This is a genomic window from Curtobacterium sp. MCBD17_040 (assembly GCF_003234805.2).
In the GTDB taxonomy this organism is placed as follows: Bacteria; Actinomycetota; Actinomycetes; order Actinomycetales; family Microbacteriaceae; genus Curtobacterium.
Map to the genome: position 1 here is coordinate 363,273 of NZ_CP126274.1, position 25,672 is coordinate 388,944.

The window sequence follows — 25,672 nt, forward strand, 5'->3', positions numbered from 1 at the left end:
CGTCCGGGTGACAGCAGCTACCTCTTCGCCGCATCGTCCCACACAGCGGCCCGGCCCGAACCGACCCCCTGGGCCCGAAAGGCATCAGCATGTCCGTCAACGGGCGCATCCTCTCCGCAAACAGCCCCGTGCTGCTCTGGTTCGTCGCCATCGCCGTCATGATCGTCGGACTCATCAGCTTCGCGCTGTCCTTCACCGCCCTGACATCCCTCGCCACCATGGCGCGCATCCCCGCCCTCGTCGCCTGGGGCTGGCCCCTCATCGTCGACGGCACCATCGTCGTAGCCACCTTCGGCACCCTGGTTCTCCGTACCCGAGACAGCCGCACCACCCGCGTGTACCCGTGGCTGGTCCTCATCGTGTTCGGCGCGCTCAGCATCTACGCCAACGGCGTCCACGCAACCGGCGGACACATCGGCACCGCGGAAGCGTTCGTCGTCGGCGCCGTCGCACCGTTCGCGCTCCTGGCCTCAACCCACCTGCTGGTCATCATGCTCACCTCCCCAGAACGGGAAGCCACCGACGTCGAGCTCCGCGCCGCCACCACACCCCATGCGGGACCAGCGCCCAGCGCACCGGACCCCGAAGCCGCCGCGGACCCAGGGCAAGCGGTCTCCCTCACCGCCTCGGCAGCCGCGCCCGAGCCGTCGCCATCTCGAGCGCAGCAGGTGACGGCGACCGCCCCGCCCACCCGCGTCGCCCCCGCTCGGCCCGCCCCCGCTCGTCCCGTCACGCCGCCCGCCGCTGCGGACACTGACGCCGTTGTCGCCCGCATCCACGAGTACCGGAAGCAGACCGGCGAGTGGCCCTCTGGCGGGGAAGTCGGTCGGTGGCTCGGGAAGTCGTCAAAGACCGGGGTCCGCCTCGTGAACCGGCTGCGCGAGGAGGCGGACGGCCGTCCCGCCGACGTCAGCACGCAGGCATAGGAGGCGCATGACGTTCCCCTTCGCCACCGAGCCCTCCGAAACGGACAGCGACACCGTCATCCGTTCGAGCGTCGCAGGTCTCATTCGCCGCCGGCAGAAGCAGTGGTTCGTCGTCATCGGGATGCTGCTCGCCGCCGTCATCGCAGCGCTCCTGATGGGCGCCGTCGGCACAGCAGGCGGGAACGCGATGCCGTCCCTGCACTATGACCCGAGCCATGGGTTCACCTTCAACGTCACCGGGATTGCCGATGCAGACCACTTCGACACCGGCGACGTGCTTCTCCCGGGCGGCGGAACCGTCTCTTGCGCAGTGGGGGAGTCCAGCGCAACCTCCGGCAGCGGAGCGCTCAGTTGCGACTGGTCATCGTTCGTCTCCGACCATGAGGTGAGTGCGCGCCTGCCCACGCCGTTCATGCGGCAGCACGGCATCGTGTCCGGTCGCGACGCGGGTCAGTGGTGCGTCACCGCGACAGACAGTGACTCCACGGCCGGAGCACCCAGCTACCAGGTCGATTGCGGCACGGCCATCGACCCGAGCGAGTCGTACTAGTTCGCCTGCTCGCGCTTCATTCGCGCGACGTGCCCCTGGTTGACGGAAAGGTTCCGGCCGCCGGACCGCATCGCTTCGGTGTACATCTCCACCCGCTTCTCGATGGCTTCGCGCACCGACTTCTCGTCGTCGCCGAGGGCTCGCCACCCGCGGATCTCCTCGACGCGGCCGCCCTCAGCCAATCGCCGCAGCACGGCGCTGTCACGGTTCAACCGGTCAAGCGCCGTGTCCGAATCAACGCCTGCCGCCTGGCCCTTCCAAATCGCCAGGAAGTACGGGTCGTCCGGATGCGTCTCGCCGCGCTTCCACGCGTCGTACGCCGCCTCTAGAGACGCGAGGCGGTCCGTGATCCGCTCGGTCTCCCGCTCCACGCGGTCGTTGTGATTATCCATCGCCTCGCCTCGAAGAAGTGCTCTCCGGATCACCTCGTCCCGGGCCCTGGCCTCCCGAGGGAGCGCGCCGCTACGCAAGCTGATTCCGATGCCCAGTGAGGGGCCTGACTCCACCAAAGGGGCTCCTCGCGCTAGGGGGTGGGACTCAAAGTATGTCTGTCGACCGCACCAACTGTACCGGGTTGCCTGCGAACTGCCCGGGCGCACCATACCGTCTTCGGGGGTGATTTGTCCGGGTCGACACACGATATGTAGTCCGAACTGGGGGCCACTCCGCAGCTCGTCGGCCCCTGCCAACCTCTTAGTGTCGTTCTGCCAGAACTACTGAACAGAACTGATGAGCACTCTCACCCTCGCCCCGCCCGCGCCTATGACCGCGATCGTGCTGTCCGATCGGATGCGCTCCGTCTCTTCCGTCGAGGCGGCCGCTGACCTCACCGCGTCGATGCTGCCCCACTTCCGAGCCTGGGCGCCGCGCATTGCGAAGGATTACCAGCGGACCGCGGTAGCCGACCACGACGACGTCGTCGGAGTCTGCGCCGAAACCACGTTCCATCTCCTGACCGACAAGCGACCCACCGCTCACGTGGACAACTGGTACTCGTACGTCTACGGATCCTGCCGGCACCAGGTCCTCGCGCACTTCGAATCGGGGGCGGTCGCCCCGATGAGCGGCATGACGCAGCTCCTCCGGAACGAGCGGACCACTGCTGCGGAGCGCGTAGGCGAGGACCAGGGCACCCACCTGAGCGTGGCGACGCTCCTCGACGATGACGAGCCGGTCCTCGAACACCAGGACTTGGTCATCTCAGAAGTGGAGGGGCGCGAACTCGTCCAGATGGTGATCGAGGCCTGCTACGACGAGGACGAGCAGCTCGGGGAGGTGGCCGACTGCTGGATTGGTGACCTCTACTCCGAGCCGCCCGTCGTCAACTCCGGTGCGGACATCGGACGGCAGGTCGGCGTCAGCAACCAGCGCGCCCTCGCCCTGCTTACGCGCGTGCGCCGCATCGCGCAGACTGTCTGTGAGGACGAGCTCGGGCTCACAGGCCTGTTCTAGTTCCCGCTGCATCACTCTGGGGCGGTCACTTCGGTGACCGCCCTTTTGCTTTTCACAGAATGCGGAATCGGTCGGGTTCAAAAACGTTCGGGCACCTAACGCGCCAGGCAAACCATGCCCCCGAATGGGGGCTATTGTCATTCTTTCCGAGCCGATTCTCTACCACGGCTGATACCTCGATTCGTGAGGATGCTACGCGTTTCCTCTCGCTTGCATAACGAAACGATTACAAGCGATGATTTTACCCCGGTTTTGACACCCGTTCGGGAGGGGAAACCATTCCTGCGTTCCGAAAAGTCGTACCCACTTGGTACGGTTGACCAGCGGAACACAGAGCATCAGCACGCAGCAACAACGGCGTCGCGCAGGCGTTTCTGATGGTTCGTGAGAGCGCGGACAGCTCACCGAACTCGAGGGCAGTAAGCAGCACCATCACATGCTGCTCACCGCCCATCCGGAGAGCCAAAGCCACGGAGTCACCGGGAACACCCCACCACGGCCGAACGCGCACGAGACAGGGACGTAGCAGGGAACGCCACGCCCTCCCACCCGGCACGACGCGTCACAGCAGTAGGGGAGACACCATGAGCACCGCACTGGCCCGCACCACACCCGGCCACAGCGAGCAGCCGCGCGCAGTGCCGTACACACTGCTGCCGGCACTCCAGCTCGTCGAGAACGTCATCCAGGGCCTCAGCCACCAGCCGCTCATCTCCGAAGCCGGCGTCAACGCCCTCGCAGTATCAGCCCACCTCCTCGCCCGGGTCGTCCTCGCCGACCACAACTCCCTCCTCGGCGCCCCATGCAGCATCGACCGGTACCTGCGGGACTGGGCAACGATGAGCGAAACGGCCAGCGACGAACACTGCACCGAAGAGCACCCCGTCTGGGCCATCTACCGCCAGTTCATCGACAACGCCATCACCGGAACACCGTCAGAACACTCCTGCGGGCAGGACGCGGCACCGCACGCCGACGAAAACGGACATCCCCGGATTCACCGACGCCACCATCGTCAGCGGCATCGCCTACGCCGTCGCCAACCTCATCGAACTGCGACTGACAGTCACCGAGGAGACGCTCGAGGACTTCACCCGGCTCTACCGAATCATCGCCACCGACGCGTAATCGCGCACCGCCGCACACATCCATGATGTGAGCAGCTCACCCACAAACGAGCCCCGAGTCCACCGCGGAGTCCCCGGCGGCGGCCAGTACACCGCACACCGGCGCCCCGAGACCGACGCACCGGCACTGCGACTCCCGCCATCCCCGGCAGCCGTCGCGAAGGTCGCGCAACGACACCGCCTCGCCACCGCCCCGAAGCAGGAACCGTCGTACCGCGTGGAGCTCCCCGCGCTTCCCACGCGAGAGGTCCGGCTCGGCCGCGGCAGCGCACTGGACCACTTCGCCGCCCAGTACCCCGACATGGATGTCTGGACTGTCGACGGCGGAGCGATCACCGACTTCGACCCCCGCACCGCCACCGCGGACACCCTCGGCGAATACAGCCGGGTCATCAGCACCGGATACGACCGCTAACTGCTGACCTCACCGCACCGGCATAGCAGCTCGCATGAGCCACGCAACCCCGGAGCAGTTCTCCCTGCACATCGTCAGCGAGCACGGAACCACCGCATGGGCGCTCGGGCACGGCACCGGACCCCAGACCGTGGACATCGTCGCTGGTGGACGCTTCGACGCCCCTGAATCCGACACCCTCCGCCGACAGATCATCACCGCGATGATCGACCACCTCACCGACACCGACGCATACCGAGAGCATCGACTCATCGACGTGTCCGTCTTCGACACCGCAGCACGTCGCCTCCTCCTCGACCTCGGCGGTCGATTCGGGGTCATCACCATCCTCTACAAATCGCAGATGACCCACGAGGAAGGGTGGGACCGGCACGGATGGCGGCACTGCCGCAACCTCCTCAGCGCCGACGCATCATCCGCACGGGCAGCTTCCGACCGCAGACGCGTCGAAGCGGCGACCGACGGATCCGTCGGCTGGGGGAGAGGGAAGGGCGCGTCGTGGGCGTGGGCGCGCGAAGACGGACGGTACGGCTACGGCACGATGCGCACCGCCGACGTTCTCGTCGTCGAGCTCCGCGCCATCCACGAGCTCATCCTCGCCGCGGAAACAGGAGAGCACCTCCTCATCGACATCGACTCCAAGCTCGCCATCGCCGCACTCACCCGCGACCCGGGTAAGGGTCGCGTCCGCCACTCGAGCACCGCCGAGAACCTCGTCCGCGCCATCAAGCACAGCCAGGAGAAAATGCACGCGGTCGAGTACCGCTGGGTCAAGGGGCACCAGGGCCACCCGCTGAACGACGCCGCAGACCGCCTCGCACGAACCGCCCGGCAGACCGCCGTGGGAGTAACCGAGACCACCAGGAACAGCATCGCCCGGAACATCATGGCCGACACCATGAGCCGCCATCACCAGGCCGCCTGAGCGCCGGAGTTGCCGCATATCCGAGCACGACTGAGCCGGAACCAGCCCGACTCCCGACGAGGAAAGCCCTGTCACCCATGACCGACCTTCAGCCCACCCACGCAGCCGAGCACGCGCCAGGGCTGCCAACCCGACGGGCGCTCCGCGCAGCCGAACGCGCACGAGAGCAAGCCGCAGCAGAAGCGGAGGCGCGGGCGCGAGCGGACGCGTTCGCGGAGTTCGAAGCTGAGCGGGGCCGCACGCAGGGCGACTTCGACGAGTACGGCGCCGACATCGACGAACCGTTCGTGCGACCGGGCCTACCCGGGCCCGGAAACGGCGGCTACTTCCCCGACGCCGGCGCGGACCTGTTCCCCGTCGCAGATGACACCGCCGGGAAGAAGGCCGAGGAGCCCGCCGGCCCGGTCCGCACAGAGACATCCACCCTCAACTACCTCGCCGTCATTGCCGTCATCCTCGGCGCTGTCGCTGCAGCACTGCCACTGCTCCCAACGCTGACGATGGCCGCCCTCCCCACCGCCGGCGTCAGTGTCGTAGTCGCCGTCATCGCACTCCTCCGACGCAAGGGCACCCTCGCCCTCCCCGCCATCGCCGTGGCGCTCACACTCGCCGCCGCCGGCTGGACCGGCTATCACCAGTTCGCCCCGCAGGCCACGACCACCGCCGTATCCATCAGCGTCACCAGCACCGGCAAAACCGTGAACATCACCAACCTGCACGTCGCAGGAACGGACACCACACTCCCCGTCACCACGGTCGGCGCCCCCGCGCCGTACGCGGTCAGCACGAACGCTGCTGGAACCGTCACCGTCACCGGCACGCCAGCGAACAGCCGCGACAAGGTGACCTGCTCCATCTCCTCCGCCGCCGGCGCCCTCGTACAGCAGGCCGGACTGCCCGGAAAGCCAGTCACCTGCACCACGGAAGCATCCGCCGCCGCCGCAACCCCCATCACGCCGGCGCCCTCAGCTCCTGCCGTCACCACCCCGTAAGGAACGCCACCGTGACCACCCTCCGCATCGCCCGCGTCGGCGCCCACACCGTCCCCGCGCCCGCGTACGCCAACCACGACGACGCCGGACTGGACCTCCGCACAGTGGAGGCCGTGACGCTACTCCCCGGAGAGCGGACCCTCGTCCCGACCGGCTTCGCACTCGCCATCCCCACCGGACACGTCGGGCTCGTCCACCCCCGCTCCGGGCTGGCCGCCAAGCACGGCGTGACGGTGCTGAACACACCCGGCACCATCGACGCCGGCTACCGCGGCGAGGTGAAGGTGCTGCTCCACAACGCCGGAACCCAGCCGTTCCGAGCCGAAGCCGGCGACCGCATCGCCCAACTCGTCATCCAGGAGTACACCTCCGTCACCGTCGAAGAAGCCGACACCCTCGACGTCACCGACCGCGGCGACCGCGGATTCGGCAGCACCGGAGTGGCGTGATGGAAGACCAGTTCTCCCAGGGCACGCCATGGGACCTCGGCGACCCCGTCGCCGGAGACTTCAGCACCGTCGAACCGAAGCGGAAGGTCGAACTCAGCGGCCCCATCTTCCAAGGGAAGGGACAGAAGGCCGTACGGATGAAGGCGCCGAAGGCGCCGAAGCCCAAGCGCGACCCCGACGACATCTTCGGTGAAACCATCGCCCGTGTCATCTGGGTCATCATCCGCACCCAGCGCACCGTCGCCGTCATCGCGTTCCTCGTCGCCGTCGCCGCGTTCACCTACGCATTCGCCACCGGCGCCAGCGGGAAACCGATCCGGGTGACCCTCCCCGTCACCGCAGCACACCTGCTGAACCTCCCGACCGCACCGGTGCTGCTGGCACCAGCGCTCGCCGCAGCGGTCGCGTTTCTCCTCGCGTTCATGGTCGCAGCGATCGTCGGCCTGACCATCACCCGACCCCACGGCAAGTTCAACCGGTTCACGTTCCGCGCGTTCATCTTTGCCGTCGTCGGCGTCATCATTGACCCGGCTCTCGCCGTCACCCTCACCCATCTGCTCCAGCACGGGCTCACCACACTCGGCCATCACATCCCGCAGAGCTTCGCGTGGGTGTTCGACCCGCACGCAACGCCGCACAACGGGGCGACGCCACCAGCAGCCCCAATAACGCCCACACCGGCAGCCACACCGCACAGCGGCTGACGAGTGCGGCACCGCCGCCGCACACATCCCGGCTGGATAGCCGCATCCCGGCGTTCCACACTTCACCAAGGAGACCCCGCACCATGTTCGACGCTTTGCTTCACAACGGCCCCGTGCTCGGCGGCCTCACCGTCGGTAGCGTCGGCGTACTCGCCGGGGTGGTCGCGAAGGCATGGCAGGACCGCGACCTCGGACGTGCCCGCTTCGCGGACCGCAGCGAAACGCGTCGCCGCGCGAACGAACAGCGTCAGGTGCTCAACCGCGCCGCGGACGCCACACGGCTGCGTGAGAAGGACCTGGGAACCGGCGTCAACGGCGGCCGCTTCGCCAAGCACACCCGCAGCGACTTCGGCGGCTCCCTCGAGCAGTAGACCGACCAGCTGCCCGACAACGACCCGCGATGCACCTTCCGCATCGCGGGTCGTCCGCGCATAGAGGCACGGAGTACTCACCGTTCCCACATGTAAGGGCCCCAACCGCATGCTCATCAGCGACATCGACAAGATCGCCGTCTTCGACACCGAGACCACCGGCGTGGACGTCGAGAACGACCGCATCGTCACCGCGTTCATCGGAGTGATGGACCGCAACCTGCAGCTCCTCGAGCGGCACGAGTGGCTCATCGACCCCGGCATCCCCATCCCCGATGGCGCAGCAGCAGTTCACGGCGTCACCACCGAGAAGGCCCAAGCCGACGGCATCCCCGCCTGGCAGGGCGTCACCGAGATCGTCACCACCCTCCAGCGGTACGTCGACCTCGGCATGCCCATCTGCGCGTACAACCTCCGCTACGACGCCACCATCACCGACCGGGAAGCTCGCCGACACGGCATCGCACCCCTCGGCCACTTCCATGGCATCGACCCGTACGTGCTCGACAAGGCCATCGACACGTACCGTCGCGGCTCCCGGAAGCTCCTCGACACCGCAGCGCTGAACGGCATCGTCCTCGAGAACGCGCACACCGCCGACGCTGACGCCATCGCCGCCGGCGGACTCGCTTGGATCTTCATGGACAGAGCCCGACCCGTCGAGGGCACCATCGAAGCGCTCCACAAGGCGCAGATCACCTGGGCGCGACAGCAGGCGACAAGCCTCGAGGCGTACTTCCGCGACAAGAAGAACCAGCCCGACGCCTACGTCGAGAAGGTGTGGCCCATCCCCGCAATCCCCGGCGAGGTCATCGACGACGAACTCGAACTCGTCTTCACCTGACCCTCTCCGGTGCGGGACCTTCCGCGCATAGAGGAAGGGACCGACGAACAGCCACCACCGAAGGACTCCTGATGCCGCAGCGCGCGTACGAAGCCGAAATCGAGATCCCCCTCAACCTGGAGAGCGCCGACGAGCTCATCGCGTCGCTCCGTGAGTACGCGCACCCGCGCATCGTCGTCCGCATCCCCGCCCGCTCCCAGCGGGAGGCGGCATCGCTGCTGGCGGAGAGCACCGACCACTACGGACTCGGATTCGACGCCGAGTCCTGGAACGACCGCCTGCGCGGCATCCGCAGTGCCGACGCTCGACGCCGCGCCGACGACTCCTTCGGCGGCGACCGAGAGGTCATCCACGCCTGAGACGGTTTTCGCCGCATCAGCAGCCGATGACCACATCGGAGGGTCCGCGCGAACGCCACCAAGCGTCCCCGCGGACCCTCCGCACATCCCCAGCAGACCCGACCAGCAGAATCCACCAGCGAGGACCTCATGAGTCAGCACACCACCCAGGTGCCCCGGTTCAACCGGGTGACCGTCATCGGCGCTGACACGGCCACCGCGTCCGGTGTGTCCTACCTCGAGGTCGAGCAGGACGGCGCCGTGTACGGCATCCGACCCGGCGCGGGCGGCCTCGAAATCCGTCTCCTCCCCACCAAGCGGGCCGCCTCATTCGCGCTCGTGCCACAGGACGCCGCCTCCGTCGTCGTCGAAACCCGCTGGAACACCCTCTACGCGAACGCGAGGCGCTTGGAAGGCGTCAACGCCGGACAGCCCGTCTGCGACTGCTGCGGCGACACCCTCGACGCCGAGGGACACCACGCAAGCACCACGTCGTCGTACAGCACCTACCCGCACCCGCACACCGCAACCCCCGCCAACCACACCCCACCGCACATACCCGAGGCCTAACGCAGGCACCCGAGAGGGAAGGACACCCGCCCGATGCGCACCGTCGTCGTCCTCAACGCAACGTATGAGCCGCTCACCACGGTCTTGGTGCATCGAGCGCTGATGTTCCTCGTCTCGGATCGCGCGGTCATCGTCGAAGCGGTGCCAGGTGCCAGCATTCGTTCGGCATCGCGGGAAATCCCACTCCCGAAGGTCGTTCGGCTCACCAAGTACGTCCGGGTCGCCTACGGGCACCGGCCGCGCGCTTGGTCCAAGCGTGGCGTCATCGAACGTGACCAGCCGTTCGGCTGCGCCTACTGCGGAGCGAAGACCACCTTGACGGTGGACCACATCGTCCCTCAGTCACGAGGAGGTCGAAACGAGTGGAACTCGACAATCGGCGCTTGTTCCTCCTGTAATGGGCGGAAGGCCGACCGCCTCCCCGAGGAAGCGGGCATGAAGCTCCGCTACAAGCCTCGCGTCGTCACGGAGCGGGACACCCTGCGGCTTGCGCTCGTCAAGGCCGGCGTGGACCCCAACGCGTACGGACTCTCCTGAACCGACGCCGCGCGTCCGCGGGTCCGTCCGCGCATACGATCTCCAGGCCCGCTCAGCACCCCAAGGAGACTTCGTATGCGCACCTTCACCATCCGCCTCAGTCGGAACGGCCGGCAGGCGGGAACGGTGACGTTCGACGAGACCGGCGGCAGCATCGTCAGCGACCTCGACGACATCAGCTGCGACGGCACCATCACCGGTGTCCGCGGGTTCGGGTACGACACCGACACCACCGACATCTCCCTGCGTCACTTCCTCCGGAACCCGCAGCAGGCAGTCGGCATGCATCCGCACATCACCGACACGCACTTCGGGGACAGCGCCCTGCTCGCCACGGTCGGAAGCGTCGACGAACAGGAGTAGCGCGTCGCGGCGGCAGCGGCGTCCCTTTCGCCGCATCAGCACCGGCATGGCCATCTTCTCCCGCAGGAAGCCCGCCCCAACCTTCGACCTCGGTCCGCAGGGGGAGGCAATCAAGCAGCTTGTGCGCACCTTCGACGCGCTGCCGGACTACCAGGTGACCTCACTCACCGCGCAGACCCTCGACGCTGAGCGCCGCACCGTCATCGACGACGGCGGCAACGCGCCCTACGCCGGTGACGTCCGGGACTTCGCCGGCCGAACCGCGGAAGCGCTGTGGCGAGCCCGTGACGCCGCTCGCGCCGCCGACCGCGAGCACACCTTCACCGAACTGCCTCGCCGGTTCGAGAAGCACCCACCGGCACTCACCGCAGCAAGCCTCGCCGCACGCGGCTTGTTCGTCCGCGACCTCATCGCCGACACCGGCTTCACCACAGCGGATTACGACCTGCTCACCGGACCTTGGCGACGCGTCATCGGACCGCTGCACGACGAGGACGACGAAGCCCCCACCGCCCCCGCATCCCTCACCCACGCATGGGACCTCAGCCTCGACGGGTGACCGCGGCGCCGCACACATACGACGCGTGACCACCTTCAACGAGTTTGACCACCCACGCGGCGACGCAGGGAAGTTCACCGAGAAGCACTTCGCGGAAGCGAACGTCGCACTCGCAGCCCCTGATGCTGTCCAGCTCGGCGAGTACGCCGTGAAGACAGCAGCCCTTGCGCCGCTTCCCGAGTGGCCGTCCACCCTCCCAGACGCGACGCTGGCGTGGACCTACGACGACAACGACGGCCAGGTCATCGCCGCCGTCACCGTCGGCGACGACCACGTGTTCACCTGGGAGCTGGACGGCGACGTTTTTACGTCCATCGACGAGGACCCCGCGGAGGGCAACCTCGAGTGGAGTGAGGATGAGCGCTCGGCCGTCATCGCCACTGCCGTCGCCGCGCACCAGCGCGCGCGCGATGTCGTCGGCCAGGTTGAGTACCAGGCGACGAAGGCCGTGGAAGGGCAGCTGAACGACATCATCGCCGGCAAGCCGGTGCACGCAGCGCCAGCAGCCGCGGTGGCGGAAGCGGTGCGGGCGGAAGCGGAGGCGCTGCTCGCCTCCCTGCACGGCGCGCAGGCCCAGTACAACGAGGACACCAACGACGGAGCCGACGAGAGCTCCAGGGGCTACGAAGCACTGGAGGACGCTCGTCTCGATTTCGCGGACCGCGCCGAAACACTGCTGTTGAAGCTCCTCGGCCGCTAAGACGGCCGCACACATGCCGGGCATGACAGCGACTGCAACGCTTCGCCGCAAGGACAAGGCAGACATCCCTCAGGTGGCCGGGCTTTCCGGCGGCGCCTTCGCCGCCCAGGAGCACGCGCCGGCACCGGCGACGCTCACGCTCCGGGCCTCGTCTCGGGACGTCAACCCGTCCCCGTATGACGTGTACAGCGACGACGCCCCGTGGCAGCACGCGGAGAAGACCTGGGAACGGTACGCAGTCCAGAAGCCCGGATGCGTGTTCGCACCTCGCATTTGGGAGTCGCTGTCCGTCGCCGACTACAACGGCGACCTCGGATCCACCTACCGCCTCGACCCCGCCACCGGAGTCATCCAGCGGCTGCACGACACCGCCCTCGACCGCGACTACCTCGCAGCGGACGGCGGGATGCCGGCGCAGTTCCCTGACGGGCTGGACTACCAGCACGAATTCGAGCCGTACCAGGACCTTGACGCCGCCGGCTGGCAGCACCACCTCGACGACATTGTCCGCGACCTCCAGCCCGGAGACACCCTCATCGTCCAGACCCAAGCGGTGCAGAACATCGCCCTGCGCCCCACCGACGACGGTGGCTTCGTGGAGGGCTGCACCTGCCCCTCCGACCAGGGGAACCACGACGACAGTAACGACAACTGCGCCGGGTTCCTCACCAGCGACGACCTTGTCGGCTGGGGGCTGATGGCTCGCGTCGACCACGGCACCCCCTGAAGAACAACGGGGCCGCCGGCCGGTGCCGCGGCTGATCGCCGCACACATGCACGGTATGACGACGAACCCCCTCCGCCGCAAGGACAAGCCCGGCGTCCCCCACGCAGCCGGTCTCACCGGCGGCGCATTCGCCTCCCACGACCGCGGAGAAGCACCAGACACGGTCGCACTGTCCGCCCCGCCCGTCGAGAAGAACTGGGGGTCGGTGAACATCAGTGAAGGCAGCCGCAGCCCCTGGGGTGAAGTGCAGCACGTTGAGCACTTCGCCGAAGGCATGACCTTCATCAGCACCGCAGGACACGGTGGCGTGAAGCTCTCTCCGCAGCGGAACGCCCTCATCCCGGCGCCGCTTCGGCGGCGCTCAGGCTGGTACGAGGAGGACACGGAGGTCGCGATCCCGGAGGCCTACTTCCCGGAGGAGTTCACGAAGGTTCGTTGGGGTGCCCCTCGGACCGCCGAGGAATTCCGGGAGACCGCGTTCAAGCACGTCCGGGACTGGTATCCGGACGAGTACGAGAAGGCCACCGGTGAGAGTGTTCTTCCCGGCCAGTCTCACGTGCGCGACGACCAGCTGTTCGCGAAGACGCACGAGAACGACTTCGTCTTCGCTGGGTCAGACAGGTCAGTGACAGACCCGGAACATCTCCTCATCCGTGGGCGCGTCGCAGCAACTGAGGAGACCGCAGAGTTCCTCGTTCCGCGGGTCGCGTTCAAGGGGCTCGACGACTATCGCAGGTTCGTTATCGACCCGGCCCGGCATCGCCGCCTTCCCGAGAAGGCCCCGCAGGAGGACGCGGGCCCGAAGCTGCAGACGTTCGACCTGTCCGACGTCGACGCGAGCGCCCTGACGCCCGCGGCGCGGGAGTCGCTGGAGAAGGATCTGCGGCAGCGGTGGCGGGACGAGGCCGGGTACGTGCGTTCCCTCCGCGACATTATCGAACGGGATGGCGTCTCAGGTCGCACCGTCTACGTGAACGAAGGCAAGCGCAGCTACGCGCTCCTGCAAGGGTCCTCGTCGCTGCGGGTGTCCGCTGCGACGTGGAAGGCCCTGACGATGATTCCGGACGACCGGACGCCATCGCGGGTTGCGTACGAGGACTTCCACATGGTGGCGGCGAGCATCGACAGGGCTGGCGGCCGAGCGACCCGCGAGCAGCGTGCGCGGTACGACAAGCTCCTGGCCCGGTACAACGAGCTGTCCGAGCAGGAACGAGCCCAAGAGCGCCCCATCTGGGAAGCGAAGGCTCGGCGGAAGGAGGCCGACCAGGCTGCGCGGGAGCGCGCTGCGACGGTGACACCCGCATAAGGGAAGCGTCGCCGCTCACGTTTGTGTCGCCGAACGGTGCACACGTTGCTGATTTGGCGGTTCCGCGCATAGGGGAGGCATGAGCCTGCTGCTACCTGCCGGACCCGCTGTCATCGCGTCGCCGCTGGATTCCTTCCTTGCTCGGGTGGCGGCTCTCACCGATGCGGAAGTGTCAGCGCTCGCTGCGGTGCAGGACCAAGTTGATGTCCTCGACCGGTATTGGGCGCTGGTGGCGGTCGCTGCGGTGGACTCCATCGACGTGGAGTGGGTGGTGTCCAGTGCGTTCAACGCTCGTCCGACCGCTGGGATGACCACCCCGGCGGAGGACGATCTGGCGTACGCGGCGGTTCGCGATGCGGCGCTGGCGTACACCGCGGCGGAGCTCGAGCCGCAGCATCACGTGACGCTCACCTCCGCGTGGGTGGACGCGCTCCGCTGACGCTCTGCGGGACGCATAGAGGTGGCACCCGCCGGCGCGACGTCGGAGGGTGCCATCTGCTGTTCCCGTCGCACCACTCGTGGGTGCCGGCTGACTGGGAGTGTCCGCATGCCCGCCATCATCGACCTTGTTCCGACCCTGCAGCTTGGGCAGCGGGTGCGGTTCAACGCCACGCTCGAGAAGACCCACGAGGTCATGGAGCAGGACCCGAACCGGAAGCCGTACGACGACACGTACCGTTCTCGGCGCGTCTGGAGTCGGCGGGAGCGGTTCGTGTTCGGCCATCAGTTCCCGAACGAGGGTGTCGTCGTCGGCGCACGCACCGTGTTCGACGGCGACGTTAACCACGGCGACTGGGAGACGCCAACCACGTTCACGCACGAGCGGTCGCACCGGGTGTACCTCGTCGCCACCGAACTCCGCGGGAAGCACCTCGTCGTCTCGGTCGAGGACATCGAACCGGTTCCCGCCTGATCGGGGCCGTGTACCCCGCCTGCCGACTCTGCGGGGGAAGCGCGTCGCATGCCCGCGCTGACCAGAGTGTTTTCCGTGGCCGGTGAATGTCGGACCGCAGAATCGGGGGACGAGTTCCCTGAAAAGGTCACTGGAGCGCTTATCGGGAAGGCGCGGTCCGCACATAGAGACGCCGTGAGGAACACATTCGACTTCCAGTTCGACCGCGGCGTTGCCGCGTGTGCATCGTTCGCTGCTCGGGAGGGGCATTTGACGATTCCGGTCGATCATGAGGAAGATGGTGTGCGGTTGAACTCCTGGATTCGGGAGCGACGCCGGGACCGTCGGAAGGGAACGCTCAACAGCGAGCGGGCGGCTCGTCTCGAAGGGTTACCGTTCTGGTCCTGGGATGGTGTGTCCGGGAACTCCCGGAAGAACCTCGGGAAGCCATTTCGTGCAGGGCTCACCGCTGCAATGGAATGGACGGATTCCGGCCGCTCCCTCCGTCGTATCCCCGCGGACACCGTCATCAACGGTGTTCGTCTCGCCGGGTGGGTGACCAGAGCGCGCGCCGCGGAACGCGCCGGCAGGCTCTCGTCTCGACACCTCACCGCGTTGCATGCGCTCCCCGGATGGGATCACGGTCGGCAGACCAGGGAGGACCGGTGGGAAGCCGGGATTCATGCGCTGCGGGACTTCGTGCAGGAGCACGGACACGCGTTCGTGCACACCCGGCATGTCACTGCGGCCGGACATCAGCTTGGCCGGTTCGTCCGTGATGCGCGCGCCGCGCACCGCCGCGGGGAGCTGGACCTTGCGAAGCAGACGGTCCTCGAAGGGCTTACCGGCTGGATGTGGGCGCCGCCGCCGGGCCGCCGGGTGACCGCCGCCGGGTAGGCGGTTCCGCCGCATCACTGCCGGGTGGTGTCGCTTCGGCACCCGGGAGGCGAACAACGTGATGGGTGACCGGCGGCGCTTGGACGAGCGCGCATGATCAGCGCGCACGCGCTCCGCGACCTGCGGGCCGAGGTTGCCAGGCGCGCGCCGGGCACCACGGTACATCTGCGTGCGCGCGGCGATGTGCTGGTGGTGCAGCTGCTGTCGGTGCCGCGGCATGAGCGACGTCGTGGGGTTGGTACGCGGGTGCTGGAGAGCATCTGTGGGTGGGCGGACCGGCACGGGAAGCTGTTGGCGTTGAGTCCGGACGGGGCGTTCGGTGTTGATCCGGCGGCGCTCACGCGTTGGTATCAGCGGCATGGTTTCGTGCGGGTTGCAGCGGCGGGGCAGACGATGAGCCGCGCACCTATGGGGTGGCGGGCCTTACCGCTTCCGGAGCCAACTTTCCTGAGGGTGCGGCCAGAAAGCGGGAAACTCCAAGCTAAGCCGCAGAAAGCGGAACGCGTCCGCTCATAGAGGAATCAAGCGGGGCCGCCCCTCCGCCTTTCCTCTCAGCAGAAAGACACCGCCCCACTCGTGAGCAACTTCAACACCGACTTCACCTCCGTCAGCCGGGTCCCCGCCGCCGGCACCCCCATCACGTCCAAGTTCGAAGGCGGGGAGGACATCCTGTTCTTCCCGAGTGGCGCCATCGTAAAGCTCCAGGACGCGAACATCGATGAACTCAAGGCTCGCCTCTCCCGCCTCGCGAGGACCATGGCAACCACCAAGGACAATGTCAGTCGGGGCCTTCTCGCGACGAAGCTCCGGAAGGTGCAGCGGGAGATCCAGATCCTCAAGCAGCGCATGTATGACGCGTACGGCGTCGCGCAGGACGAGTCCGGCGACCTCTACATCATCCCCGACCGCTACCCGGCGGCAGTGGACCTCTGGCGCGAGCGGACCGCAGCGGACGCGCAGGCCCTCGCCACGGCCTAGCGACGAAAGGTCGGAGGTGTCGATAGGGCGTCGCGCCAGACCCACGCGGAGTGGGCGGAGCCGTCCCGATTCCGCCACGCCACCCGCGCCGCCCGGTCCGTGAACTCGACCACGCGTCCCCGAACCTCCACCGGTGTCTCCGGGTACCGCACCCAGGCCAGCACTTCACTGTCGTCGTCGCACTGCGTCACCGGCAAGTTCCCGAGCTCCTCGCGGGACAGCGAGATGGGCCGCGGTCTGGTGAGGAAGTCGTTCAATGCAGAGTCGCTGACGTCGGTGCCGTATCGCTTGTTCTGCCCCATGGCCCTATTCGAACACATGTTCGACAGGAGTGCGGTCAGGGACGGCGTGGCGGTCACAGTCAGTTGCCGTCGAGGCGTCCGTCGGACTCCTGCAGATAGCAGTTGCCGCACAACGACTCGTACGTGACGTCCACACCGTCGATGGCGACCTGCGAACCGTCGAACACGAACCCGCCATCCACCAGCCGGGCGTTGAACATCGCCTTCCGCCCGCAACGACAGATCGTCTTGAGCTCCTCCAGCGTGTGCGCGAGCTCCATCAGCCGGGCGCTGCCAGGAAACGCCTCAGTGCGGAAGTCGGTTCGGATGCCGTACGCGAGAACCGGAATACCGTCCAGAACCGCCAGACGGAGCAGATCGTCAACCTGCGCCCGGGCGAGGAACTGCGCCTCATCAACCAGCAGACAGTCCACCGGACCCGAAGCGAGCACCGTCGTCCGGACGTCGTCGGACGGCGCGAACACCAAATCCACGGTGCGGGTCACCCCGAGGCGGGAGACGATGTCCCCGTCACCCTTCGTGTCCACACCCGGCTTCGCCAGCAGGACCCGCTGCCCACGCTCCTCATAGTTGAACGCCGCCTGCAGCAACCCGGTGGACTTCCCCGAGTTCATCGCCCCATACCGGAAGTAGAGCTTGGCCATCAGCGCTCGCCCGTCCCATGCGCCACCGCAGTCAACGAATCCGGTGCCACCTCCGTCCGACCGGCGTCCACAACCAACGCCGCGTCACTGAAGGTCAGCACCGCCTGCTCGAGCGTCGCCTTCGACGCGAACTGCACCGACGGCACGGCAGGCAGCGCACCTGCGGTCTCACCAACCCACAGCACGAACGCGTGCGCCGCCTGCGCGGCAGCCTTCCCCGTACTCATGTCCAAGTCCGCGTTCAGCAGCACGACCGCAGACGACCCGTCCGACGCTGGCGCAGCATCCAGGCGCGGCAACACCGTTCCCGACACCTGCAACCGAGACAGCAGCTTCGGCAACGCATCATTCGGGATCGGCGGGAACGCCAGCGCCTCAGCCGCACCCACCCGGACATGCGCAGCATCCGGGAACTGCTCTCGCACCCTCCCGAACATCTTCACGTCCGCGCGGCGAACGCTCTTCGCCATCGCCTCGCCGAACCACTCCTGCCACACCGGGTTCTCCGCGCCAGCCCGGAACGCGGCCGCGGCGGCGGCAGCAACAGCCGCGATGCCGTCACGGTCATCGCACGGGTCGTCACGGTCGACGAGCATGACGATGACCTGCACGTGCTCGCCAGCGGCGGTTCCAGCCATGGAGACGGTGTCCTGTTCTACGTGAGAGTGGGAAAGGATTATGCGCGGAGAGCCGCAGCTTCGCTACGCTGACCTGCCCAGGGCCGTTCGAGGGTAACCGTGACCGCAGCCACCAGGTCCTCCTCAGTCGGCGCCGTCCAGCCGGCGACGAGCGCGAGCCGCCATGCGGAGTCACGAGCGAACGCTGCAGCAGCGTGCGACTGGCCGACGAGTCGCTCCGCCTGCATGGTCGTGACCTCTTCGCCGAGGTTCAGGGCAGCCAGGAGCCGGGTGATTTCGTCGTGACGGGGGAGCGGCATCTCAGCGACAAGGTCGAACCGGCGCCAGAGCGCATCATCGAGCAACCCCGCATAATTCGTCGCGGCGATGACGATGCTGTCACCTTCGAAGTTCTCGATCTTCTGCAGGAGGACGTTCGCCGCCCGGCGGAGTTCCCCATGCTCGTGCTGCGCGCCGCGGTCCTGCCCGAGGCTGTCGAACTCATCGAAGAGGACGACGAACTTCCCCTGCTCGATGAAGTCGAACAGGTTCGTGATGTTCTTCGACGTCTGTCCCAGCAGGGACCCGGTGATGGCAGCGGTTTCCACCACCAGCAGGGGACGGTCCAGCGCGACCGCGAGCGCCGATGCCAGAGACGTCTTCCCGCAGCCCGCCGGCCCATGGAACAGTGCCCGGTTCCGGCGGCGGATGCCGTGTTCCGCGAGCTGATCCCAAATGCGCACCTCCGCGAGGAACTGGTCCAGGTGCTGCTGAACCTCGACGTTCAACGCCAAGTCGTCGAAGGTGAGCTTCGGGTCGTAGAACCGGCCGAGAAGCATCCCGGAGTCCTTGTCCTTCGGCGCTTCAAGCTCCACCCGGCCGCGGCCGATGATCTCGTCGATTCGGTCTGAGAACGACGACGTGGCGTTCTTCCGGCGCGCTTCCGCGGACATGATCTTCGCGTACTGCTCGAACCGAGCATCGTCACGGATACGCCACGCTTCGACGAGCGCGACAACAACCTGCTGGCTAGCCATCGGCTACGCCTCCTTCGGAGTGGAACGGATGATGCGCTGCTTGATGAGCTCGAGGAACGGCTCGTGCGCTTCGACACCGATGCTGCGGAACCCGGCGATCCGCGCGGCTTCCACCGTGGTTCCCGAGCCGAGGAACGGGTCGAGGACGACGCCGTTCGGTGGGACGACAAGCTTCAGAGTCCAGGACATCAGGGACAAGGGCTTCACGGTTGGGTGCTTCGTGCCGTCCTCGCCGACGGGGCGTTCCTTCGCGGGCGCGCGACCGGCGTAGAACAGCGGGTCGTCGTCGGCGGAAAAGACGGGGAAGAATCGGCTGGGGCCGCCCTCATCGTCGTACTCGGCGCCGGTGGCGGTCATGCCCCACCCCTCGCCCGCGGCTGCAGCGCGCGGCTTGCCCTTCGAGGACTTCGACGGCGGGTTCGCTGCGTCAAGGCGACGCGCCATCTCCTCGTCGAGGATGAGGTTCGTGGGCAGCCGACCCTCCGGGTCGTAGTCCTTCCGGTCGGCAAGCATGGAGAAGTCGCCGAAGACGCTGTTCCCGCCCTGCTTCGTGCCGTACTGGCCGTGCTTGTTCTTCCCGACGGTCTCCGCCCGGTCAGCAGCGTTCCGGAACGGCGTTCGCACGTCGTCCACGTGGATGCCGCCGGTACCCCACTTGGCGATGTTCTGCTCGATGGTGCCCTCGAGCGGCTTCTGCACCATGAGGATCGGCTCGTACCCGGGCTTCAGGGAATGCTTCGTCTTCGGGAACGAGTCCGCCCGGCTCCATGCGATGGCGTCCTTCACCTGGAAACCCGCGAGGCGGACAGACATCCCCATCAGATCCTGCGTGCGGGCGCCGGACCAGGTCAGCAGGTACCCGCCGGGCTTGAGGACACGGAACACCTCATCCCACAAGGCGGGTGGCGGGACGAACCGGTCCCAGTCGTTGCCCATGAATCCCTTCCCGCCGGGGATGAACGCACGGTTCCCGCCGATCCACTCGGTGAGAGCCAGAGCGACCTTCTTCGCCGGCAGGTTCGCCAGCCCATACGGCGGGTCGGTGACAACAGCGTCGACGCTGTTGTCGGGAAGGGTCGCGAGGACGGTGAGGGAGTCACCGGAGAACACGGTCGTCCAGTCGTCCTGGTACCAGGGGGCGATGTCGGTCATGCCTGGCTCTATGCGGACCAGGCGCCGGCAGCCGCGAGGCAGAGAGCGCGTGACCGGGTTGCGGCGAGTCGGCGAGGTCAGGCGCCGGTGGCCGTCTCCCGGTCTGGCGTGCCGTGGAGGATCCAGGTCATGAGCATGTCGATGCGGACCCGGGAGTTCATGCGCCCCTCGACCGCGTAGATGGCTCGGAGGTCTGCCATCAGCTCTTCCTTGTCGGCGTGGCCGCTGTAGGCGAGGTCGTCGAGGTGTGGCACCGGCTGGGGCACGTCGACGATGCCGTCGTACGCCTCGTATGCGAGTCGGCGGGCGATGGCGCGAGCAGTCTCTGCGCGGAGTTCCCGCTTGCCGTTGCGGGCGCGCACTTCCCGGTCGATGGCTGCCGGCGTCATCTCGTCGGCGGACGCGGCGATGGCGCGGGTGTCGAGGTACTCGCGGAGGAGGCGGGAGGCGTTCAGGGTGCCGAACGTGCCGTCGTCGAACTCGTTCGTCATGGTGACGGCGGAGGACCGGTTGACGGCGTCGGCGATCGCTTGGTGGCTGATGGTGCCGTCCGGGTTCTGCTCGGCGACGATGCTGACCTCCGCGCCGGCGCGGCGGATGCGTTCCACGTCGTCGTCCCACGTGTCCAGACCGGTCAGGTGTGCGCCGTACCGGTTGCGGAGGAACGTCTCTATGGCGGGGCGGCGGTCCTCCACCCACGCGGCCTTCTCCTCGTCGGTGAGGTTCGTGGGGGCCCAGTCGAGCAGCGGCACCGGCACGGTGGGGGAGACGAGGTACGCGTCGCCGTCCTCGAAGCGACTGATACCGATGGGTGGCAGGTCATCGAAGCCGAGCGGGCCGGCGTAGAGGTAGTCGTCCTCTCCGGGAGCGAGGGTCACGTCGCCGGGGAGAGCCCCTGTGCTGAGGGTGACTTCGGCGTCCGGCCGGTCATGAGTTCCGAACTCGCCTGGGTTGCCGCGCTCGCCGGTGTGCGCCTTGCGGAGGATGTCGTCCATACCTGCTCATGTGCGCGGCACGACTGCATGGAGGTGACAGCGGGCCCACTATCCGTTACGCGGCGGGCTGCTCCGACGCGGTGTGTGCGGCCGGGGGCTGCTCCGGCGCCGCTTGGACGAACGCGTACTTCTTCAGGAACGGCCCGTACTCCACGTACACGCGGCGCTTCCCCTGCACGACGACGGTGCGACGCGCCTCCCACGCCGCGCCGACAGCGGTGACCGTCACCAGTTCGCCGGTGCTAAGACGCTTCCAGATCTGATGCTTCTCGGGCTTCATCGCGTTCCGTTCTGCTGGGGCGGTCATGCGGCGAGGATGCGGTTGAGGGCGTCGCCGGTCGAACGCACGGCTGCTCGAATGGCGGCGACATGGTCGGTGAACGCTGCGACGGCGGCCCCTGCGAGCGCGGTGTCGAGGATGGCTACCAGCGGCTGGTACTTCGCCGCGAGCCGCTTCGCCATCGCCGGGTTCACTCCGGCCAGGTCCGGCAGGCTGCCGGCGTTGTCAAGGAAGTCCACCGCCTTCACCAGAACGGCGCGCGGGTTGCCGGACACGACGGCCGCGACATGCTCGACATACGCGGCGTTCCGTTCCGCGCGCGGCAGACGGACGATTTCTGAAGGGTTGGTCACCGCGGCGACGGTGTCAGCCGCGACCGGACCGTACTCAGCGCGAATCGCTGCCAGCGGTGCCAGGTCATCCCCGCCGGTGAGGGCGACGACGAGCGCGTCCGGAACATCCTCCACGGTGTCGTGCAGGAGGGATGCGACCAGCACATCATGGTCGACGACGCCGAACATCAGCAGCCGCGCGGTGTTCCGCAGCGGATGCAGGACGTAGGGAACCCGGTTGCCATTCCGGTCCACGCGCTGCTGCGCGCGGTGCGCCGCAACAGCATGCTCGATCGCGTTTAACAGCAGCGCCGTGCCGCCATCCCCGGCCAAGCTTCGGCGGGCGCTGACGATGAACCACGACAGGCGCGCCTCGTCAGCGTCTGCGAGCGGTGCACCAAGCGTCGGCAGCGGATTGGCGTGATTCATGACGTCTCTATGCGCGGAGGAGCACGGCGTCAGCGACGCTGCGCATAGTCGACGAGGATGGCGTCTACGACGCTGTCGAGGCGCTGCCGCTTCGCTTCCGCGTCGGAGGTCCTCGGTGGGAAGTAGTCGCCTCGGAAGTAGTTCCGCAGCGACCCGATGACGAAATCTGCTGCGTCGTCGGTTTGCTCCGCGGGGATGTCCGCTCCGAGGTCGGCGGTGCGGAGCTGTCCGTTCTCGGCGACGGCGAATCCCACTGACCATCGTCCGCCGCGGATGAGCGCGACGATGCCGACGTAGTCCTCCGCGATGACCTGCACGCTCCAGTCGGAGGAGTCGTGCTGCTCCTCGGTGTAGGACACCTGCGACGGCAGGAACGGAACGTACTGCTGCAATCGAGCGTGCACCCGATTACACAACTCCTCCGCATTCACCGGGTCAGCGTATCGACATCGGCTGCGGCGTCCGCGTCGTCGAGATCCTTTTGCACGCGGCGGGACAAACCGGTGAGTCCTTCGACGATGTCGGTCACGTCGGTGGGAGCGAGCGCCCGGCTGAACTGGCTGACGCGCTCGTCGATGCGGCGGAGGAGGAACTGCGTCTTCCGTCGGATGAGGGCGTAGTCGAGCGCGGCGACGGCGACGGCGTCTGGGTCGGCTTGCAGCCACTGGTGGCGGCCGCCGGTCTTCGTTCGTTTCGTCACCGCGTCGAGGATTGCGGTGATCTTCTCCGTCTCACGAGGACGGGCTGCGGTACCGCGCAGCTGTTCGCCGAGCCGTGCGTTCACCGTCTCCAGCCGCTCCGCGGTTCGCACCGCCGTGTCCCGTTCCCGTTCGAGCCGCTGCATGCGGGTGAACACGTCGTCGCCGGTGTTGTGCAGCCGGGCGAGGACGTTCGCCAACGCGAGTGTCTTGTCGGCGGGAGTGAGCTGCGGAGCGGGGCGAAGCACCGTCATCGTCCTGCGGCGTCGCTTGGACGGTGGGGCCATCACGCCCCAGTGCTCCGGGATGGTGAGTCCGTCTATGAGGGCCGGGTCGGAGACGACAAGCCACCACCGGTCGCAGTACCGGGCCCATGCGTCCGCTTTCGTCGGGTCGGCGAGCTCCGCGACGACGTCGGCGCGGGACACCTTCACCTCGTGGCCGATGAGTTGCCCGCGTTCCTGCCACGTGGTGGGCACCCAAATGAGGTCCGCGCGTCGTTTGTCGGTCGGGTCGGACAGCTCCGGGCAGAAGAACCCCGGAGATGGCTTGCTTGGAGCGATGTAGTGGTTCCGGAGCAATTCGATGATGTCCTTCGCCGTCAGCATCTCAAGCACCCGGTGCCTCCAGCATGAGCCGGCCGGTCGCTCCGGCTTCGATGGCGTGGATGACCTGATCGCGGGTCTCCTCGAACATCGTTCGACCGTTCGGGAGGACCAGGTACGCGTAGAACTCAGCGTCGAACTCGCCGATGCCGGACTCCACCGCTTCGAGCTTCGCTTTCACCGCGAGAGCGAGCGCCCGCCACCGCTGCCGGATCGCCTGCTCATACAGGCGGTCCGCTGCCTGCTTCTCCCGAACCCCACGCGAGTGATGCGCGAACTCCCGCGCCTGCCGGTCCGGAAGCGGTAACGCGAACCGCACCTGCCGGTCACCCAGCCGGAACGCCACCGACGCCCGCCCCGGCTCATCCAGGAACCCGAAGTGGGTCGCCCCGTACCGGGTGACGGTCCTTTTGATCTCCGTCAGCGACTTCTCGCTGGACACGTCCGTGGACGCGGCGTACTGCACCATCCGGCGGCTCCCCGCGGTCGATGCGCGACCGATTCGCGCGCTCGCTGACGTCTATGCGCCCAAGCAACGAGGAGGGGCTCCGCCGCCGAGCTGCCCGGCCCGCGGGGCTCTCAAAACGGCCCCTGCTCGAACTCCCGCACCTCGATGCCGGCGCGCTTCGCAGCGCCGATGCAGTGCTTCGTACCACGGTTGCCGGCGCCGGCACGGAGGAACGCCAGGCAGACGTCCGCGCCGAGGTCCACCATCCGCTGGTTCCGTTCGATACCGGCGCGCTTGTTCACCGGACCGTTCGGGCCGTCAGGACGCCACATCGCGTCAGTGACGGGATGCTCCTCGAGCACCGCCTTTGACGGATCGGCGTCTCGAACGACGGCGGCCGCGAGTGAATCCGCACCCTTCGCAGCTCCGGCCACGACGTGGAGGACCGAGCCACGGTGTTCCCGACGCACCTGTGACAACGCCTTGGCGATGATGGACCGGTCGGTGAACTCCCGGGACCCCGTGATGAGGACGCGAATCTGCGGGGGCAGCCAGCCGACGCCGCCGCAGCGGACGCAGTCAGCGAAGCAGTCGCGGCAGTCCGGGCAGAGGGTCATGTTCGCAGCCGGCTGGCCGGGCAGAAGGTCCGTCATGACGGGTCTATGCGATTGGCTCCGGCTTCGGCGCAGAGAGCCGTCCCGATTGCGATTTCATAGCGCGTCGGTCGTGGCCACTACCCTTCCTGCGAAGGGCCACATGACCGACTCGCTAGACCCCGCCGCCCGCCTGCACGGGCTGCTCGACCACTGCCGACAGCACAGCGGCGTCCAAAGCCTGAGCTCGACGTGGGGAACGTACCTTGAGGTAGCCCCGAACACCGTTGACTATGTGCAGGCCGTGGCGCAGCTGGTGCTTCTGCCAGGTGAGGTGCGGACTGCCTTCGCGAACCTCAAGAATCAAGGAGTCTCCATCCCCTACGACTTCTTCCTCGAGCCGCTGCCAAGTATCGAAGGCGCGTTGGCGTTCGGCGTGCAGGGCCAGAGCGGACAGACGGTTGACTTTGTGCTGCGGTACTCCGAGGCGCAAACTGATCGCATCCTTGGCGCGAGCGCGCTGCTGAAGGGCCACGCCGCGTCACCCGTAGATGCGTCGTCGCTGCTCGAAACCGTTGCATCGACCGCGGACGATCTCAGTGCTCTGCTGGCGGACGATGACACCCTTGAACCAGAAGTGCGCGAACTGCTGTACTCCCTCGCTGATGGCCTGCGTCGGACGGCGCAAACCTTCAAGATCAGCGGTGCCGAGGGTGTTGCGAGAGAGCGCGATTTGTTGGTCGGGCGCCTCGCGATGAACAACGGACTGCAGCAGGAAGTCGGGCGTCACACGAAGGTCATGGATGTCATCGCCCGCTTCCTCCGAAGTACAGCGTTCGTCGCATCGTTCTTCACAACTGCCGTGACTGCGGACGAGGACGTCGAGAAAATCATCCGCGCCATCACCGCCGGCTAACC

36 protein-coding genes are annotated in these 25,672 nt (G+C 67.4%); 24 read left to right on the forward strand and 12 right to left on the reverse strand.

Annotated features, from left to right (window positions below):
- Positions 1-89: 89 nt before the first annotated feature.
- Together DEI94_RS18135 and DEI94_RS18140 are read left to right on the forward strand one after the other, a co-directional pair.
- Positions 90-926: a DUF2637 domain-containing protein gene (locus DEI94_RS18135; RefSeq protein ID WP_284183749.1), complete on the forward strand. Its 837-nt coding sequence runs from the start codon at positions 90-92 to the stop codon at positions 924-926.
- A 7-nt stretch (positions 927-933) separates the two neighbouring features.
- Positions 934-1,476 carry a hypothetical protein gene (locus DEI94_RS18140; protein WP_111027438.1) on the forward strand — a complete coding sequence of 181 codons (543 nt, stop codon included), beginning with the start codon at positions 934-936 and terminating at the stop codon, positions 1,474-1,476.
- On the opposite strand, the gene DEI94_RS18145 is transcribed toward DEI94_RS18140, so the two are convergent.
- Positions 1,473-1,847: a hypothetical protein gene (locus DEI94_RS18145; protein ID WP_146249541.1), complete on the reverse strand. Its 375-nt coding sequence runs from the start codon at positions 1,845-1,847 to the stop codon at positions 1,473-1,475. The genes DEI94_RS18140 and DEI94_RS18145 overlap by 4 nt on opposite strands.
- Positions 1,848-2,205: 358 nt before the next feature.
- Between DEI94_RS18145 and DEI94_RS18150 the strand changes: the two genes are divergently transcribed.
- The 21 genes from DEI94_RS18150 to DEI94_RS18250 all read left to right on the forward strand — a co-directional run bounded on the left by DEI94_RS18150 (position 2,206) and on the right by DEI94_RS18250 (position 16,622).
- Entirely contained in the window at positions 2,206-2,928 is a 723-nt protein-coding gene (locus tag DEI94_RS18150; protein ID WP_111027440.1) for a hypothetical protein, read from the forward strand.
- A 584-nt stretch (positions 2,929-3,512) separates the two neighbouring features.
- Complete coding sequence (locus tag DEI94_RS18155) at positions 3,513-4,082, forward strand: hypothetical protein (protein ID WP_146249542.1); 570 nt, start codon at positions 3,513-3,515, stop codon at positions 4,080-4,082.
- A gap of 1 nt (position 4,083) precedes the next feature.
- A complete protein-coding gene (locus DEI94_RS18160; protein WP_111027442.1) occupies positions 4,084-4,470 on the forward strand; it encodes a hypothetical protein in 387 nt (128 codons plus the stop codon).
- A gap of 34 nt (positions 4,471-4,504) precedes the next feature.
- Positions 4,505-5,395 (forward strand): ribonuclease HI, encoded by an 891-nt coding sequence (locus DEI94_RS18165; RefSeq protein WP_111027443.1) that lies wholly within the window; start codon positions 4,505-4,507, stop codon positions 5,393-5,395.
- Between the two features lie 77 nt (positions 5,396-5,472).
- Entirely contained in the window at positions 5,473-6,387 is a 915-nt protein-coding gene (locus tag DEI94_RS18170) for a hypothetical protein (protein WP_111027444.1), read from the forward strand.
- An 11-nt stretch (positions 6,388-6,398) separates the two neighbouring features.
- Complete coding sequence (dut, locus tag DEI94_RS18175; protein ID WP_111027445.1) at positions 6,399-6,836, forward strand: dUTP diphosphatase; 438 nt, start codon at positions 6,399-6,401, stop codon at positions 6,834-6,836.
- A complete protein-coding gene (locus DEI94_RS18180) occupies positions 6,836-7,540 on the forward strand; it encodes a hypothetical protein (RefSeq protein ID WP_111027446.1) in 705 nt (234 codons plus the stop codon). The genes dut and DEI94_RS18180 overlap by 1 nt, the downstream gene beginning before the upstream one ends.
- Before the next feature lie 83 nt (positions 7,541-7,623).
- Positions 7,624-7,911, forward strand: coding sequence for a hypothetical protein (locus tag DEI94_RS18185; RefSeq protein ID WP_111027447.1), 288 nt, complete (start codon positions 7,624-7,626; stop codon positions 7,909-7,911).
- A gap of 109 nt (positions 7,912-8,020) precedes the next feature.
- On the forward strand, positions 8,021-8,755 hold the full coding sequence (locus DEI94_RS18190) for an exonuclease domain-containing protein (RefSeq protein WP_111027448.1): 735 nt from the start codon (positions 8,021-8,023) through the stop codon (positions 8,753-8,755).
- A gap of 71 nt (positions 8,756-8,826) precedes the next feature.
- On the forward strand, positions 8,827-9,114 hold the full coding sequence (locus DEI94_RS18195; protein WP_111027449.1) for a hypothetical protein: 288 nt from the start codon (positions 8,827-8,829) through the stop codon (positions 9,112-9,114).
- A 129-nt stretch (positions 9,115-9,243) separates the two neighbouring features.
- Positions 9,244-9,663, forward strand: coding sequence for a hypothetical protein (locus tag DEI94_RS18200; protein ID WP_111027450.1), 420 nt, complete (start codon positions 9,244-9,246; stop codon positions 9,661-9,663).
- 33 nt (positions 9,664-9,696) lie between these two features.
- The gene (locus DEI94_RS18205) at positions 9,697-10,200 is read left to right on the forward strand and encodes an HNH endonuclease (protein WP_111027451.1); all 504 of its coding nucleotides are present in this window, start codon (positions 9,697-9,699) and stop codon (positions 10,198-10,200) included.
- A gap of 75 nt (positions 10,201-10,275) precedes the next feature.
- On the forward strand, positions 10,276-10,563 hold the full coding sequence (locus DEI94_RS18210) for a hypothetical protein (protein WP_111027452.1): 288 nt from the start codon (positions 10,276-10,278) through the stop codon (positions 10,561-10,563).
- A gap of 46 nt (positions 10,564-10,609) precedes the next feature.
- Entirely contained in the window at positions 10,610-11,122 is a 513-nt protein-coding gene (locus DEI94_RS18215; protein ID WP_146249543.1) for a hypothetical protein, read from the forward strand.
- 25 nt (positions 11,123-11,147) lie between these two features.
- Positions 11,148-11,822: a hypothetical protein gene (locus DEI94_RS18220; RefSeq protein WP_111027454.1), complete on the forward strand. Its 675-nt coding sequence runs from the start codon at positions 11,148-11,150 to the stop codon at positions 11,820-11,822.
- Positions 11,823-11,844: 22 nt separating this feature from the next.
- Positions 11,845-12,549, forward strand: coding sequence for a hypothetical protein (locus DEI94_RS18225; protein WP_146249544.1), 705 nt, complete (start codon positions 11,845-11,847; stop codon positions 12,547-12,549).
- Positions 12,550-12,604: 55 nt separating this feature from the next.
- A complete protein-coding gene (locus DEI94_RS18230) occupies positions 12,605-13,855 on the forward strand; it encodes a DUF7007 domain-containing protein (RefSeq protein ID WP_111027456.1) in 1,251 nt (416 codons plus the stop codon).
- A gap of 79 nt (positions 13,856-13,934) precedes the next feature.
- A complete protein-coding gene (locus DEI94_RS18235; RefSeq protein WP_111027457.1) occupies positions 13,935-14,294 on the forward strand; it encodes a hypothetical protein in 360 nt (119 codons plus the stop codon).
- A 108-nt stretch (positions 14,295-14,402) separates the two neighbouring features.
- Positions 14,403-14,768, forward strand: coding sequence for a hypothetical protein (locus tag DEI94_RS18240; RefSeq protein ID WP_111027458.1), 366 nt, complete (start codon positions 14,403-14,405; stop codon positions 14,766-14,768).
- Between the two features lie 174 nt (positions 14,769-14,942).
- Entirely contained in the window at positions 14,943-15,644 is a 702-nt protein-coding gene (locus DEI94_RS18245) for a helicase associated domain-containing protein (protein ID WP_181441867.1), read from the forward strand.
- A gap of 576 nt (positions 15,645-16,220) precedes the next feature.
- Positions 16,221-16,622, forward strand: a complete 402-nt coding sequence (locus DEI94_RS18250; protein ID WP_111027460.1) for a hypothetical protein — start codon at positions 16,221-16,223, stop codon at positions 16,620-16,622.
- A 361-nt stretch (positions 16,623-16,983) separates the two neighbouring features.
- Here DEI94_RS18250 and DEI94_RS18255 read toward each other — a convergent pair whose 3' ends face one another.
- The 11 genes from DEI94_RS18255 to DEI94_RS18305 form a co-directional block, all read right to left on the reverse strand.
- The gene (locus DEI94_RS18255) at positions 16,984-17,568 is read right to left on the reverse strand and encodes a thymidine kinase (protein WP_111027462.1); all 585 of its coding nucleotides are present in this window, start codon (positions 17,566-17,568) and stop codon (positions 16,984-16,986) included.
- The gene (locus DEI94_RS18260) at positions 17,568-18,179 is read right to left on the reverse strand and encodes a peptidyl-tRNA hydrolase (protein WP_146249545.1); all 612 of its coding nucleotides are present in this window, start codon (positions 18,177-18,179) and stop codon (positions 17,568-17,570) included. Before DEI94_RS18260 ends, DEI94_RS18255 begins: the two co-directional genes overlap by 1 nt.
- Positions 18,180-18,244: 65 nt before the next feature.
- Positions 18,245-19,222: an AAA family ATPase gene (locus tag DEI94_RS18265; protein WP_111027464.1), complete on the reverse strand. Its 978-nt coding sequence runs from the start codon at positions 19,220-19,222 to the stop codon at positions 18,245-18,247.
- A 3-nt stretch (positions 19,223-19,225) separates the two neighbouring features.
- The gene (locus DEI94_RS18270) at positions 19,226-20,374 is read right to left on the reverse strand and encodes a DNA-methyltransferase (protein ID WP_111027465.1); all 1,149 of its coding nucleotides are present in this window, start codon (positions 20,372-20,374) and stop codon (positions 19,226-19,228) included.
- Between the two features lie 77 nt (positions 20,375-20,451).
- Positions 20,452-21,369 (reverse strand): hypothetical protein, encoded by a 918-nt coding sequence (locus DEI94_RS18275; protein ID WP_111027466.1) that lies wholly within the window; start codon positions 21,367-21,369, stop codon positions 20,452-20,454.
- Positions 21,370-21,424: 55 nt separating this feature from the next.
- Positions 21,425-21,676 (reverse strand): hypothetical protein, encoded by a 252-nt coding sequence (locus DEI94_RS18280; protein ID WP_146249546.1) that lies wholly within the window; start codon positions 21,674-21,676, stop codon positions 21,425-21,427.
- Positions 21,673-22,410, reverse strand: a complete 738-nt coding sequence (locus tag DEI94_RS18285) for an HD domain-containing protein (protein ID WP_181441868.1) — start codon at positions 22,408-22,410, stop codon at positions 21,673-21,675. The genes DEI94_RS18280 and DEI94_RS18285 overlap by 4 nt, the downstream gene beginning before the upstream one ends.
- A gap of 29 nt (positions 22,411-22,439) precedes the next feature.
- Complete coding sequence (locus tag DEI94_RS18290) at positions 22,440-22,814, reverse strand: hypothetical protein (protein ID WP_181441869.1); 375 nt, start codon at positions 22,812-22,814, stop codon at positions 22,440-22,442.
- Between the two features lie 23 nt (positions 22,815-22,837).
- Entirely contained in the window at positions 22,838-23,725 is an 888-nt protein-coding gene (locus tag DEI94_RS18295; protein WP_146249547.1) for a hypothetical protein, read from the reverse strand.
- Complete coding sequence (locus DEI94_RS18300; protein ID WP_111027470.1) at positions 23,718-24,182, reverse strand: hypothetical protein; 465 nt, start codon at positions 24,180-24,182, stop codon at positions 23,718-23,720. The genes DEI94_RS18295 and DEI94_RS18300 overlap by 8 nt, the downstream gene beginning before the upstream one ends.
- Before the next feature lie 110 nt (positions 24,183-24,292).
- Complete coding sequence (locus DEI94_RS18305; protein ID WP_111027471.1) at positions 24,293-24,814, reverse strand: SLOG family protein; 522 nt, start codon at positions 24,812-24,814, stop codon at positions 24,293-24,295.
- Positions 24,815-24,917: 103 nt separating this feature from the next.
- On the opposite strand from DEI94_RS18305, the gene DEI94_RS18310 reads away from it, so the two are divergent.
- Positions 24,918-25,670, forward strand: coding sequence for a hypothetical protein (locus DEI94_RS18310; RefSeq protein ID WP_146249548.1), 753 nt, complete (start codon positions 24,918-24,920; stop codon positions 25,668-25,670).
- Positions 25,671-25,672 lie beyond the last annotated feature (2 nt).

Excerpts from the sequence above, each read along its gene's own strand:
- DEI94_RS18135 (WP_284183749.1), top strand. The coding sequence starts at position 90 with ATGTCCGTCAACGGGCGCATCCTCTCCGCAAACAGCCCCGTGCTGCTC.
- DEI94_RS18140 (WP_111027438.1), top strand. The coding sequence starts at position 934 with ATGACGTTCCCCTTCGCCACCGAGCCCTCCGAAACGGACAGCGACACC.
- DEI94_RS18150 (WP_111027440.1), top strand. The coding sequence starts at position 2,206 with ATGAGCACTCTCACCCTCGCCCCGCCCGCGCCTATGACCGCGATCGTG.
- DEI94_RS18155 (WP_146249542.1), top strand. The coding sequence starts at position 3,513 with ATGAGCACCGCACTGGCCCGCACCACACCCGGCCACAGCGAGCAGCCG.
- DEI94_RS18165 (WP_111027443.1), top strand. The coding sequence starts at position 4,505 with ATGAGCCACGCAACCCCGGAGCAGTTCTCCCTGCACATCGTCAGCGAG.
- DEI94_RS18170 (WP_111027444.1), top strand. The coding sequence starts at position 5,473 with ATGACCGACCTTCAGCCCACCCACGCAGCCGAGCACGCGCCAGGGCTG.
- DEI94_RS18180 (WP_111027446.1), top strand. The coding sequence starts at position 6,836 with ATGGAAGACCAGTTCTCCCAGGGCACGCCATGGGACCTCGGCGACCCC.
- DEI94_RS18185 (WP_111027447.1), top strand. The coding sequence starts at position 7,624 with ATGTTCGACGCTTTGCTTCACAACGGCCCCGTGCTCGGCGGCCTCACC.
- DEI94_RS18190 (WP_111027448.1), top strand. The coding sequence starts at position 8,021 with ATGCTCATCAGCGACATCGACAAGATCGCCGTCTTCGACACCGAGACC.
- DEI94_RS18195 (WP_111027449.1), top strand. The coding sequence starts at position 8,827 with ATGCCGCAGCGCGCGTACGAAGCCGAAATCGAGATCCCCCTCAACCTG.
- DEI94_RS18200 (WP_111027450.1), top strand. The coding sequence starts at position 9,244 with ATGAGTCAGCACACCACCCAGGTGCCCCGGTTCAACCGGGTGACCGTC.
- DEI94_RS18205 (WP_111027451.1), top strand. The coding sequence starts at position 9,697 with ATGCGCACCGTCGTCGTCCTCAACGCAACGTATGAGCCGCTCACCACG.
- DEI94_RS18210 (WP_111027452.1), top strand. The coding sequence starts at position 10,276 with ATGCGCACCTTCACCATCCGCCTCAGTCGGAACGGCCGGCAGGCGGGA.
- DEI94_RS18215 (WP_146249543.1), top strand. The coding sequence starts at position 10,610 with ATGGCCATCTTCTCCCGCAGGAAGCCCGCCCCAACCTTCGACCTCGGT.
- DEI94_RS18225 (WP_146249544.1), top strand. The coding sequence starts at position 11,845 with ATGACAGCGACTGCAACGCTTCGCCGCAAGGACAAGGCAGACATCCCT.
- DEI94_RS18230 (WP_111027456.1), top strand. The coding sequence starts at position 12,605 with ATGACGACGAACCCCCTCCGCCGCAAGGACAAGCCCGGCGTCCCCCAC.
- DEI94_RS18235 (WP_111027457.1), top strand. The coding sequence starts at position 13,935 with ATGAGCCTGCTGCTACCTGCCGGACCCGCTGTCATCGCGTCGCCGCTG.
- DEI94_RS18240 (WP_111027458.1), top strand. The coding sequence starts at position 14,403 with ATGCCCGCCATCATCGACCTTGTTCCGACCCTGCAGCTTGGGCAGCGG.
- DEI94_RS18255 (WP_111027462.1), bottom strand. The coding sequence starts at position 17,568 with ATGGCCAAGCTCTACTTCCGGTATGGGGCGATGAACTCGGGGAAGTCC.
- DEI94_RS18265 (WP_111027464.1), bottom strand. The coding sequence starts at position 19,222 with ATGGCTAGCCAGCAGGTTGTTGTCGCGCTCGTCGAAGCGTGGCGTATC.
- DEI94_RS18270 (WP_111027465.1), bottom strand. The coding sequence starts at position 20,374 with ATGACCGACATCGCCCCCTGGTACCAGGACGACTGGACGACCGTGTTC.
- DEI94_RS18275 (WP_111027466.1), bottom strand. The coding sequence starts at position 21,369 with ATGGACGACATCCTCCGCAAGGCGCACACCGGCGAGCGCGGCAACCCA.
- DEI94_RS18280 (WP_146249546.1), bottom strand. The coding sequence starts at position 21,676 with ATGACCGCCCCAGCAGAACGGAACGCGATGAAGCCCGAGAAGCATCAG.
- DEI94_RS18285 (WP_181441868.1), bottom strand. The coding sequence starts at position 22,410 with ATGAATCACGCCAATCCGCTGCCGACGCTTGGTGCACCGCTCGCAGAC.
- DEI94_RS18300 (WP_111027470.1), bottom strand. The coding sequence starts at position 24,182 with ATGGTGCAGTACGCCGCGTCCACGGACGTGTCCAGCGAGAAGTCGCTG.
- DEI94_RS18305 (WP_111027471.1), bottom strand. The coding sequence starts at position 24,814 with ATGACGGACCTTCTGCCCGGCCAGCCGGCTGCGAACATGACCCTCTGC.
- DEI94_RS18310 (WP_146249548.1), top strand. The coding sequence starts at position 24,918 with ATGACCGACTCGCTAGACCCCGCCGCCCGCCTGCACGGGCTGCTCGAC.